Annotated in this window: 9 protein-coding genes; 5 read left to right on the forward strand and 4 right to left on the reverse strand. The window is 43.7% G+C overall.

Going from position 1 to position 11,752, the window contains the following annotated elements:
* Positions 1-94: 94 nt before the first annotated feature.
* Positions 95-3,397, forward strand: a complete 3,303-nt coding sequence (locus tag DRB05_RS03575; protein ID WP_128725709.1) for a methyl-accepting chemotaxis protein — start codon at positions 95-97, stop codon at positions 3,395-3,397.
* Between the two features lie 76 nt (positions 3,398-3,473).
* On the opposite strand, the gene DRB05_RS03580 is transcribed toward DRB05_RS03575, so the two are convergent.
* Both DRB05_RS03580 and DRB05_RS03585 read right to left on the reverse strand, forming a co-directional pair.
* Positions 3,474-4,244 carry an amidohydrolase gene (locus tag DRB05_RS03580; protein WP_128725710.1) on the reverse strand — a complete coding sequence of 257 codons (771 nt, stop codon included), beginning with the start codon at positions 4,242-4,244 and terminating at the stop codon, positions 3,474-3,476.
* Complete coding sequence (locus DRB05_RS03585) at positions 4,232-5,371, reverse strand: methionine aminotransferase (protein ID WP_128725711.1); 1,140 nt, start codon at positions 5,369-5,371, stop codon at positions 4,232-4,234. The genes DRB05_RS03580 and DRB05_RS03585 overlap by 13 nt, the downstream gene beginning before the upstream one ends.
* Before the next feature lie 102 nt (positions 5,372-5,473).
* Between DRB05_RS03585 and DRB05_RS03590 the strand changes: the two genes are divergently transcribed.
* Genes DRB05_RS03590 through DRB05_RS03600 form a run of 3 tightly spaced genes read left to right on the forward strand, consistent with a single transcriptional unit; the run spans position 5,474 to position 7,310 of the window.
* Positions 5,474-6,088: a methylthioribulose 1-phosphate dehydratase gene (locus DRB05_RS03590; protein ID WP_010376449.1), complete on the forward strand. Its 615-nt coding sequence runs from the start codon at positions 5,474-5,476 to the stop codon at positions 6,086-6,088.
* A complete protein-coding gene (gene mtnC / locus DRB05_RS03595; protein ID WP_128725712.1) occupies positions 6,085-6,771 on the forward strand; it encodes an acireductone synthase in 687 nt (228 codons plus the stop codon). The genes DRB05_RS03590 and mtnC overlap by 4 nt, the downstream gene beginning before the upstream one ends.
* On the forward strand, positions 6,768-7,310 hold the full coding sequence (locus tag DRB05_RS03600; protein WP_128725713.1) for a cupin domain-containing protein: 543 nt from the start codon (positions 6,768-6,770) through the stop codon (positions 7,308-7,310). The genes mtnC and DRB05_RS03600 overlap by 4 nt, the downstream gene beginning before the upstream one ends.
* Positions 7,311-7,385: 75 nt before the next feature.
* Here the strand turns inward: DRB05_RS03600 and mtnA are convergent, their stop codons facing one another.
* Positions 7,386-8,408 carry an S-methyl-5-thioribose-1-phosphate isomerase gene (gene mtnA, locus DRB05_RS03605; protein ID WP_128725714.1) on the reverse strand — a complete coding sequence of 341 codons (1,023 nt, stop codon included), beginning with the start codon at positions 8,406-8,408 and terminating at the stop codon, positions 7,386-7,388.
* Positions 8,409-8,529: 121 nt separating this feature from the next.
* Here mtnA and mtnK point away from each other — a divergent pair, with 121 nt between their 5' ends.
* Positions 8,530-9,732, forward strand: coding sequence for an S-methyl-5-thioribose kinase (gene mtnK, locus DRB05_RS03610; RefSeq protein ID WP_128725715.1), 1,203 nt, complete (start codon positions 8,530-8,532; stop codon positions 9,730-9,732).
* 74 nt (positions 9,733-9,806) lie between these two features.
* Here the strand turns inward: mtnK and DRB05_RS03615 are convergent, their stop codons facing one another.
* Positions 9,807-11,588 (reverse strand): DUF885 domain-containing protein, encoded by a 1,782-nt coding sequence (locus DRB05_RS03615; RefSeq protein ID WP_128725716.1) that lies wholly within the window; start codon positions 11,586-11,588, stop codon positions 9,807-9,809.
* Positions 11,589-11,752 lie beyond the last annotated feature (164 nt).

An 11,752-nucleotide genomic window follows, 5' to 3' on the forward strand; every position in this document is an offset into this window, starting at 1 on the left:
ATAAAGATAGCCGAGCTTTTTTCTTTTTTGTCTAGATCTTAACCAATACTGTTCTATGCTGTTATAGGTACCTCCAGCAACAGGGAATTAGGTTATGTCCGGGTTTTCACAGTTCTTTAGCTCTCTTAATTTAACTAAAAAGCTGATTTTTGCATTTCTAATCGTCGCCCTCGTGCCACTAATAGTGATTATTTCTATTGCACTTTATACCGCATCAAATGCCATGACAGCGCAAGTATATTCACAACTTGGAGCAGTGAGTGAGATTAAAAAAAGTGCGGTTAACCGCTATTTTGAGACCGTTGAGGATAAGCTGAATGCCTTTACGGCAAATCCATTGCTTCCCGTGATCGCACAAGAGTTCATTAACAGCTTTCCAAGCGCCCAAGGCGATACAAACTATGTCAAGCTATCTCGATTTTACGATGAAGTGTTCGTACCTAAGTTTAATCAAGAAAACCCAGAGGACACCAGTACCGAAAAACTAATCAGTAATATTTCAGAGTCAGGTCTTGCACTGCAAGCACGCTACCTAGCCAGTAATCCCTACCCTGTTGGCGAGAAATATAAGTTTATTGAAACTGGGCATTTAGATAGTTATGACTTAGCTCACCGTAGCTATCATCCGTACATGTTGAACATTGCCGACATCTACGAGTTTTACGATATCTTTATTATTGACCCTCGCAACGGCAATATTGTCTATTCTGTATTTAAAGAAGTTGATTTTGCTACATCACTAGAGTCAGGTCCCTATGCCAATAGTAATTTAGCTTCTCTTTATCGAGAACTAAAAAACTCAACCGATCCAACAATCAGTACATTTGCCGATTATAAACAATACCTCCCTTCTTATAATGCGCCCGCTAGTTTTATCGCTAAACCCATAGTGGTTAATGGTCAAACCGTTGCAATTGTTGCTGCACAATTATCTATTGATGCCATCAACACTATCATGACCGAACGAGAGGGCTTGGGAGGAAGTGGTGAAACCTACTTAGTCGGTCCTGAGGGCCTAATGCGCTCTGATTCCTTCTTAGACCCACAAAACCACTCAGTGGTAAATTCATTCCGATATCCTGAGCGCGGCAAAGTAGCAACATTTGCGGTCTCTCAAGCATTGAATAATAAATCTGGACAACAAGTTATTCAGGACTATAACGGCGAAGCCGTGTTATCTGCTTATACACCGGTAGAGGTCTTTAATACCCGTTGGGCGCTACTTGCCGAGATGGACGAGTCAGAAGCATTCGCTTCCGTCACTTCACTCTCTCAATATCTGATGATTATTTTAGCCGTTACTATCGTATTAGTACTAATCGTCGCCTACTGGTTCTCAAAAACGCTCACAAAACCCGTCCACGAATTGGTGGAAACCATGAAGTTGGTTGAACAAGAAGGCAACTTTTCTTTGCGAGCCCCAATTCGAAGTCATGATGAAATAGGCAACAGTGCACAAGCATTTAATTCATTACTGGATGCTTTGCAGCTTTCTATCACAGAAGCTAACCGCGTCATGAATCAAATGGCATCGGGCAAGTTTGAAGAGCGTATAAAAGTACCTTGTCGAGGCGAACTAGAAACCCTAAAAGATGCCACTAACCACTGCGCCAATACCTTAAGTCGAGCTATTTCTGAGCTTAATGAAATTTCCATTGATATGGCAAATGGTCAGTTTGATACCAAACTCAGCGCTCCGATGTCTGGCGACTTAGACCTGCTCAAAAATAATATCAATGATTCCTTGTCTTCGATTAATTCAACCATGAACGGTATAGTTCATGTGATGGCCAATATTGAGCAAGGTAACTTTAAGGAACAAGTAACCGTACCCGCTAAAGGAAAATTAGCACAACTCAAAGATTCGGTAAATAATTCCGTACGTAGCCTTAGCAGCGCGATTGACGGTATCAGCACGATTATGTCTGCACTGCGTCAAGGCAACTTCTCTGCGCAACTTGATGCTCCACTCGCAGGCCAATTAGAGACGTTAAAACAAGATATCAACTCCAGCATGGCAAACCTAGACGGAGTGATGAAAGAGATCGGCGCTGTAATGGCCGGTGTCAGCAATGGCGACTTTAAACAACAGGTAGATGTAGTAGCAACAGGCCAACTAGCTCAACTTAAAGATGATATCAATGCTTCCGTCACCGCCGTTGATGTTGCTATCTCAGAAATCTCAACAGTGATGATGGCAATTAGTCATGGTCGATTTGATCGCACCATTCAATCTGCGATGTCTGGCCAGCTTGACAATCTTAAAGGTGATATCAACCGTTCAGTCGAGAACCTAAATCAAGTTATTGAAGAACTCGGCAGTGTAATGGGTGCAATGTCCGAAGGTAACTTTAGCCAAAAAATAGAGTTACAACTACAAGGTCAATTACAGCAACTAAAAGAAGACGTAAACGGCTCGACCTCACAAGTTTCAGATGCTATCTCAGAAGTCAGTAGTGTATTGGCGAATGTTGCTAAGGGCGATTTAAGTAATAAAGTGGATGGTAAATATTTTGGCGTGTTTAAATCTCTTCAAGAGGACACCAATACCACAATTCAAAAGCTCACCAGTGTCATTGAAGGGATCCAAGCCGCAGCAAACTATGTTGCCCAAAGTGCTGGAGAAATAGCGGCGAGTAACACCGAAATCAGCCAACGCACAGAAGAGCAAGCAGCAAACTTAGAAGAAGCCAGTGCCAGCACTGGCAATATGTTAGATGAGCTCACTAAGGTTTCAAATCAATCAGGTGATGCCGTAGGACTGGCAAAAAACGCAGAAAACATAGCCAAAGAAGGAGGCAATTTATCTGCCCAAACCGTAGCCGCTATCATTGAGGTGAACAAAGCCAGTAAAGACATTAATGAAATTGTATCCGTGATTGATGGGCTTGCGTTTCAAACCAACCTACTGGCACTCAATGCCGCCGTTGAAGCGGCACGAGCGGGAGAAAATGGCCGCGGCTTTGCCGTCGTTGCAAATGAGGTGCGAGAACTAGCAGGGCGCAGCGCCGCCTCTGCAAAGCAAATTAAAGAAATTATATCTAACAGTAATCAGAAGGTAGAGCAAGGTACTGAGCTTGCGAATAGTTCTGGTGAAAAGCTGCAACAAATCGTTGGTGCAGTGAGTGATGTAAATAACAACATCATTAAAATCAATGAATCGACCTCAATGCAGCAGCAAGCCATCAAAGAAGTGGATTTGGTGGTGCAACGACTGACGGATCTTATTCAAGAAAACTCTGCAATTACCGAAGAAACAATGGCAGCGGCAAGACAAATGGCCGAGCAAGCCCACGAAATGCGCACCCAGTTGAGCTATTTCCGTTTATCAAAAAATGATTACAGCGCCACTGGCAGAGAAGGTGAATTGCTTGTGCATCAATATAATGCATCTTAGGGCCTATTGAGCTTCGAGTTAGATCGTGCCCAACTAGAGCTCTTAGTTGGGCAATTTATACATGTATCAATGTGTATTATGCCAATGTAAATTTATCCGCATCGAGGTGGGCTGGAAATTTAGCTTTGTACTGCTGCAAGTCGCTTAGTTTTAGCTTTACGGTAATAACTTCTGCTTGGTCATCTGCTGCCGAAACAATGCTATTACCATTGAAGTCAATCGCTTTAGTACCACCATTATGCGCAGTGCCATACCCATCTTCACCTACGCGATTTACCGCAAGCACAAAGCACTGATTCTCGATTGCACGAGCAGCCAGTAAAGTATCCCAATGATTTCGGCGTGCCGCTGGCCAGTTTGCAATATTAATCATAACCTCATAATCGTTCTGATTACGCTGAAATACTGGGAAACGTAAGTCATAGCAGATCTGCGGTAAGAATTTAATGCCTTTTAATTCAAACACTTCACGGTGCTCACCAGCAACGACAAAATCACCCTCATTACCTAAACAGAATAAGTGTCTTTTGTCATAATGAAGTATCTCTCCATCCGGTTGGCACCACACCATACGGTTGGCCTTTTTATCTCCTTGCGGAACCAATATGCTGCCCGCAACAACAGCTTCAAAGCGCTGAGCACATTGCTGTAAAAACTCGATGGCTGCATCAGCATAACGCTCAACACCCAGCTCTTTTACGGCGAAGCCGGTAGCAAATGTCTCTGGTAGCAAAATTAAATCGCTTGGCTCAACATTTTCTAGCAAACGTTCAATATGGGTAAAGTTGGCCTCAGGTGAAAGCCATTGGATATCTGTTTGAACAAGAGTAACGGTTAAAGTTGACATAAGCGTTTTGCAGCCTCTTCTAATGTCTTATTTTCCTTAGCAAAGCATAATCGAATGACCTTGTCTTCAGATGCTTGTTGGTAAAAAACACTGAGTGGCACTGCCGCCACCCCAACCTCTTCCACCAGATAGCGACAAAAGGCAACATCATCAAGATCAGAAATTTCACTGTAATCCAAAAGCAAAAAATAAGTCCCTTCACTTGGCAACAAAGTAAATCGGCTTGACGCTAACGCCTTAACCAGAACATCGCGTTTTTGTTGATAAAATCCACTCAGCTCATCAACGTGCTCAGGATGTTCAGCAAGCATATCTGCCAATGCAAGTTGTGCCGGAGTGAAGCTTGAGAATGTTACATACTGATGGATCTTTCTAAACTCAACAGTCATTTGCTTTGGCGCCACACAGTAGCCCATTTTCCAGCCTGTACTATGAAAAGTTTTACCAAAGCTTGAGATCACAAACGCACGCTCAAACAATACAGGATCAGTTAATGCGCTCAAATGGGGCAAACCATCAAAGGTAATATGCTCGTATACTTCATCACTGATCAATAACAAGTCATGCTGATTTAGCAACTGTTTCAGCTGCGCTATATCTGACGGCTTCAGCGTTTTAGCCGTCGGATTATGCGGTGTATTGATGATAATAGCACGGGTATTTGGGTTGATACTCGCTGCGACTTGCTGCCAATCAATTTGGTAATGCGGTGCAGTCAACGCGATGTGCACGGCTTTCCCGCCAGCCAGTTCAATTGCTGGCTCATAAGAGTCGTAAGCTGGATCAAATACAATAACTTCGTCCCCTTCAGATACTATCGCCTGAATTGCCACGAAGAGTGCTTCCGTTGCGCCCGAGGTCACCGTGATCTGTTCTTGTCCTGAAACATTCACCTGATAACGACGTTCAATTAATGCCGCAACTTGTGCTTGCAAGCTCGGTACGCCGGCAGAAGGCGAATACTGGTTTTGACCTTCGCCAACATAGTGGCTCAGTTGTGATTTGAGGTAATCAGGCGCATCAAACTCCGGAAAGCCTTGCGATAAGTTGATCGCACCATGCTCGTTCGCTAATGCCGTCATTTGGCTAAATATACTAATTCCAACCTGAGGTAACTTACTTTTCACTGCAACACTCTCTTTCTTATGGTGCTAATCGTGAGTGGATGCTATCATTGCTCAAAATAGATGTATAGCCGTCCAAACGCATTTAATTTATAGGTGTTAACTATGCACACACAAGCCGCAAAACTCGCGCTTATCGACGCAGGAGCTTGGGTTGCTCAGCAAGGCTGGGTTCCCGCGACTGGTGGTAATTTCTCTATCAAAACAGACTCTGGCTTTGTTGTCACGGCCAGCGGCTTTGATAAAGGTAAATTAACACCAGAACAATTTCTGGAATTAGACGCCACAGGCACCATCATTGCCGGTAGTGGCAAGCCTTCAGCCGAAACTGCATTGCACCTAAAACTATATGAATTATGCGTGGGTGCACAGTGTATATTACACACTCATTCAGTTGCTGCGACGGTGTTGTCGCGATTTATTCAAGGCGAGCAATTTCAGATCTGTGGTTATGAAATGCAAAAGTCACTGTCTGGCATTCAATCGCATGAAGAAACCTTATCCATTGCTATTTTTGATAACGATCAGGATATAGAGCGGCTAGCACAGCGCGTGGCGCAATCTCATCAAACTACACCGGTTATACACGGTGTATTGATCCGAGGTCACGGGTTATACGCAGTGGGCCGTACAGTGCAAGAAACGCGTCGTCATATTGAGGGCTTAGAGTTTTTATTTGCCTGCGAATTAGAACGCATTAAATTGGAGGGGCGCCAATGATCAAAGCCATTTTAACAGATATTGAAGGGACAATTACCCGTATCTCATTTGTTAAAGAGATACTATTCCCGTATGCTGCTGCGCATTTACCGCAATTTATTCGCGACCATCAGCATGACGCCGCCGTTGCCGAGCAAATTAGTGCCGTCAGAGCAGAATTGGATAATGCAAACGCTGATATTGATACCGTGATTGCCGCGCTACTTGAGTGGATCGCCGCGGATAAGAAAATCACGCCATTAAAACAGCTACAGGGTCTCGTTTGGCAGTTTGGCTATACAAACGGCGATTTTACCGGACATTTGTATGAAGATGCCTACCAGTTTTTAACACAACAAAAAGCGAATGGCCGCGACCTCTACGTATATTCGTCGGGTTCTGTGAAAGCGCAGCAGCTACTATTTGCCCACTCAGACTATGGTGATATTCGCCCGCTATTTAGTGACTACTTTGATACTAAAGTGGGTGCCAAGCAGGAAATTTCGGCGTATCAGAATATTATTGCAACCCTACCGTATGAAGCAGATCAAATCCTCTTTTTAAGCGATATCGTAGCCGAGCTAGACGCGGCAAAGGCCGCTGGCATGCAAACATTACAACTGTTTAGAGATGCACAAGCAACATCACCTGAACATCCAGTTATATCAAGCTTTGACCATTTTGATGAAGGGGCATTTTCATGAGTCAACTGACTATCTACCAGGTACAGAATCCAAGCCAAGCTTTACAGCAAGAGCAAGACGCAAACATCATCGCATCTTTACTCGCAGAGCAAGGCGTACGCTTTGAACAATGGCAGACTAGCACCGATATCACAGCTGAAATGTCACAAGACGACATTATTAATGCCTACCAGAGCGATATTGAAAGATTAAAGGCACAAGGCGGTTATCAAACTGTCGACGTGATTTCACTCGCAAAGGGCAATCCTAACGCCTCTGAGTTGAGACAGAAATTTCTTTTTGAACATACTCATAGCGAAGATGAAGTGCGTTTTTTTGTTAAAGGACAAGGGCTATTCTGCTTACACTTAAACGATAAGGTATACCAAGTTTTATGCCAGCAAGGTGACCTAATCTCAGTGCCAGAAAATACGCCTCATTGGTTTGATATGGGTAGCGAACCAGAGTTTACGGCCATTCGCCTGTTCAATAATCAAGAGGGTTGGGTTGCGAAAAGCACGGACTCTGAAATTGCAAAACAGTTTCCATTGCTTGACTAGTCCCACTCAGTTAGCTCTGGTTACAGTGGATAGCCAGAGCTACTAAGAGGGATTGCGCCATTGTTTAACAATATTTTAGTCTTTTTTGAAAGCGCCTATTAAAACATCATCACCCGTAAACAACCCCGTATCCAACACCCATCCGGTGATCAAACTCGCTGGCGTAACATCGAATGCTGGGTTGTATACCTCTGCATTGTTGGGTGCCCATTGGCAATCACCAAAACTACCACTGACACCGGTTACTTCGCTTTTGGCGCGTTGTTCAATTGGAATGGCTGCGCCATTTGGACAGCTTCTATCCAACGTTGTGATCGGGGCAACCACATAAAAAGGAATATTATGGAAATGAGCTAACACCGCGAGATTGTAAGTGCCAACTTTATTCGCAAAATCACCGTTTGCCGCAATCCTATCTGCCCCTACAAAGATTTTATCGACTTTACCCGCCGCCATTAAACTCGCAGCCATATTGTCACAGATTAGCGTGTATGGGATTTGCCATGCATCTAGTTCGAACGCAGTAAGCCGACCACCTTGTAACAGTGGCCTAGTCTCATCAACCCAAACATGAATGTCACCATGTTGTTTTGCAGCATGATGGATTACGCCAAGAGCGGTGCCTACACCTGCCGTTGCCAGCGCACCAGTATTACAGTGAGTAAGAATATTGTCTCCCGCATTCACAAGCTCTGCACCTATATTTGCCATACGCTCGCATAGCGCAGTGTCTTCTTCAAATAACTGTTCTGCGGTTGTGACCACTTGTTGTTGCCAATCATTCGCTTGTAACGCTTCACGCAATCTCGCCATGTAGTGCATTAAGTTCACCGCTGTAGGGCGTGTTGCTTCAAGTTCATCTATCGAACGGGCAATTGTGTTTTTATCTTTTCCCTGCTCGGTAAGATAACCAATTAACAAACTTGCCGCTAACCCGATAAGCGGAGCGCCGCGAACCTTAAGTGTCAGAATGAGCTCGCTCATCGTCGCAACGTCGCGGCATTCATGCCACACCTGTTGGTGTGGTAGTAAGTATTGATCCAATACCTGTACCACGCCCGATTCAAATTTAAGACTACGTGCAATTAAGGTTTTCATGACATCCCGCTTTTTCAAAGTGTAACTGGTGATATTTTACATCAAGATCTAAAGAAGTATAGACATCTAAACATTTAAAAATATAGAATGCTATTAGCAAATATCCACAAGGTGCAGAAACATGTCGAGCTACATTGAATTTGATGCAGAAAAAGTTATTGATTACATTACTAATTTAGGAAGCTTCTTTGATAAAGATGCAACCTTGTCTTGTTATGAGTTTGGTGATGGCAATCTGAATTTGGTTTTCCGCGTACAAGATACGCAGGAAAATAGCATCATCGTCAAGCAAGCTTTGCCTTACGCTCGATGTGTGGGAGAGAGCTGGCCACTGACGTTAGACAGAGCCAGAATTGAAGCTAGTGTGTTACAACGTCATGGTGAGATCTGCCCAGATACCACAGCAAAAGTGCTGCATCACAATACAGAGCTTGCGGTAACTGTGTTGGAAGATCTTGGTCATCTACGCATTTTGCGTGGTGAATTAAACCAAGCGAACACCTTTGCAAGACTCGGCAAAGACGTCGCAAATTATCTAGCAAAAACCAGCTTTTACCACTCAAGCTTTTACTTAACACCGAGTGAAAAAAAAGCCCTAGTCACCGAGTTCACTAACCCAGAACTTTGTTCGATCACTGAAGATTTGTTCTTTGACGACCCATACCGCGATGCTGAAAGAAACAACTTTCCTGCTGCATTACAATCATCTGTGGAAATACTGAGAAAAAATAAGACGTTATTAGCTGAAGTGGCAAAACTGAAAGCCCAATTTCTCAATGCACCAGAAACCTTACTTCATGGTGATGTCCATACAGGCAGTATTTTCGTCGATGCACAGCATACAAAGCTAATCGATCCAGAGTTTGGCTTTTTTGGCCCCATTGGCTTCGATTTAGGCTCATTTATCGGCAATTTACTGCTTAACTACTGTGCCCAACATGCCCGCATTAACGCTCTGCCAAAACGTCGAAATATGCAGGTTTATTTACTCGATAGTATCGCCACCACCCTATCAAGCTTCTATGTAACTTGGCTTGAACTAGCGAAAACACAAACTCGCGACCTGTCGTTGCAAGCAGATGGCTACGCGGAATACTTCCTCACTAAGGTATTGCAAGACGCGGTTGGTTATTGTGGTTGTGAATTGATCCGCCGCACCATTGGTCTCGCACATGTTGCAGACATAGATGCGATTGAAGATGAAGGCGCGCGCCTAGCGGTGCAACAGCGAGCACTACACTTAGGTGAACAGCTCATTATTAATGCCAATAAATGCCGAACGACCGATGATGTGTATCAGCTCATCATTAGTTTTGTAAACTAAACTAGCTTAGGCTAGTAAAATAAAAAAGCCCAAAGTTACTACTTTGGGCTTTTTTATTAGAGGGACTATCTTGATTACTTACGCACTTGATTCATCGTGGTTTCAATATATTTGTCAATTTGGTCTTCAAGCACAAATAATGGCACAGAGCCATGACGTAAGATTTGGTGGTGGAATTCACGGATATCAAACTGATCACCTAGCGCTTTTTCTGCTTTGCGACGTAGGCGCTTAATAGTTAGCTCACCAATTTTGTATGACAATGCCTGAGCCGGCCACGAGATATAGCGGTCAGTCTCCGTTTTCACGTTATGTAAGGACAAGGCAGTGTTGTCTTTCATAAAGTTCATCGCTCGCTCACGGCTCCAGCCAAACATATGCATGCCGGTGTCTACAACCAAACGAGCCGCTCGCCACATCTCGTAAGTTAGGCGACCAAAATCACTGTAAGGATCTTGATAAAATCCAGCTTCGATACCTAAAAACTCAGAATATAACCCCCATCCTTCACCAAAAGCTGAAATATATTCGTTACGACGATATTCCGGTAGATAGTCTAGCTCAGCATTAAGGGAGATCTGTAAGTGGTGTCCAGGTACAGCTTCATGCAGAGTCAACGCTTCCAATACATAAAGCGGTCGCTTATCCAGTGCGTAGGTATTTACCCAATAATAGCCAGCGTCGGTATCGCTGCGGGCACCAGAGTAACGTCCAGTTGTATATTTAGGTGCAATGCTCGCTGGCACTGGTGCGACACCGTATGGCTTTCTTGGTAATGTATGGAATAGCTTAGGTAACTGAGCATCCATCTTTTTTGCAATATAAGCAGCTTCTTTGAGTAATTCCTTAGGCGTTTTGGCATAAAACTGTGGATCGGTTCTTAAAAACTGCACAAAGTCGGCAAAAGATCCCTTAAAGCCTACTTTTTTAATAATCTTTTCCATCTCCGCACGGATCCGAGCCACCTCTTTGAGACCAAGCTCATGGATCTCCTTAGGCGTCATATTCGTGGTGGTGTAGTATTTTGCACGATTCGCATAAAATGCCTCACCATTTGGTGTCGAAGAAATTCCAATTTCAGCTCTTGCCGCAGGACGATACTCATTAACAAAGAAATTAAGGTAATTTTGATATGCTGCGATCACATCGCCTTGAATAATCTTTTTGGCACGCTGTTGCAGTGCTTTAAATTCGGCATCAGGTAAACCCGCTTGATTTTGTGTAAACGGACCATAAAACTCGGATTTTGTCACATCATCAACGATATAAGCTTCGATAGAACTTTCATAACCTTCAAGCACAGCTTTCGGCTGGGTCAAACCAACCGCCATACCTTCCTTCATCCAGTCGATATTTTGGTTAAAATAACGAGGAACTTGCTGTAAACGTGCTAAATATAGCTCGTAACCAGCACGCTTTTTAAAGTCATGACCAGAGATCATAAAAGACAAACCAGAATGAAAACCGTATTCCGAGGTTAGCGGCATATAGTGGCTATGAAAGCGATATTCATCGACGCTATTTTGCACTTGCGCACGCAAAATAGTGAGATTGATTTGATTTTCCTCACTTAGCGCTGAAGTGTCGATATTGTCGAGCTGAGCCAAAAACTGTAGACGCTGTTGGTTTGTGGTCGCCAGCTTTTCTGCACTGAGATTTGGCAGTAGAAACTCGGCTTGTACGTCACTACGACCATAAGCATTGATATCACTTCTAAATTTCATGACATCGCTCGCTATTTGAGTAAACTCAGCGTTATTGTCACTTCCGGTGATAGCACAACCAGATAAGGCGACGGTTAGATAAACGGCGACGCTTGAACGCTTAGTCCAAAGCTTTAATTTTGGTGATAACACGCTGACTTCCTCAATACTTTGTTGTTACTCAGCTTGCGGACAATTGCCAAAAATGGCAGCTCCTCTTCGCGCTGAGCTTTTTGTTATGGTGAAATGAACTTTCTGCTAGTCAAAGTAGGAGAGTCCCGTAACAGATGCAACTTAATTCGACAAAATCACGAATA

Origin of the sequence: Pseudoalteromonas sp. A757 (assembly GCF_004103285.1) — a bacterium.
Lineage (GTDB): Bacteria > Pseudomonadota > Gammaproteobacteria > Enterobacterales > Alteromonadaceae > Pseudoalteromonas > Pseudoalteromonas galatheae.

Bases quoted from the DNA above. Each gene is read 5' to 3' on its own strand.
- DRB05_RS03600 (WP_128725713.1), top strand. From the start codon at position 6,768: ATGAGTCAACTGACTATCTACCAGGTACAGAATCCAAGCCAAGCTTTA.
- DRB05_RS03580 (WP_128725710.1), bottom strand. From the start codon at position 4,244: ATGTCAACTTTAACCGTTACTCTTGTTCAAACAGATATCCAATGGCTT.
- mtnC (WP_128725712.1), top strand. From the start codon at position 6,085: ATGATCAAAGCCATTTTAACAGATATTGAAGGGACAATTACCCGTATC.
- mtnA (WP_128725714.1), bottom strand. From the start codon at position 8,408: ATGAAAACCTTAATTGCACGTAGTCTTAAATTTGAATCGGGCGTGGTA.
- DRB05_RS03575 (WP_128725709.1), top strand. From the start codon at position 95: ATGTCCGGGTTTTCACAGTTCTTTAGCTCTCTTAATTTAACTAAAAAG.
- mtnK (WP_128725715.1), top strand. From the start codon at position 8,530: ATGTCGAGCTACATTGAATTTGATGCAGAAAAAGTTATTGATTACATT.
- DRB05_RS03590 (WP_010376449.1), top strand. From the start codon at position 5,474: ATGCACACACAAGCCGCAAAACTCGCGCTTATCGACGCAGGAGCTTGG.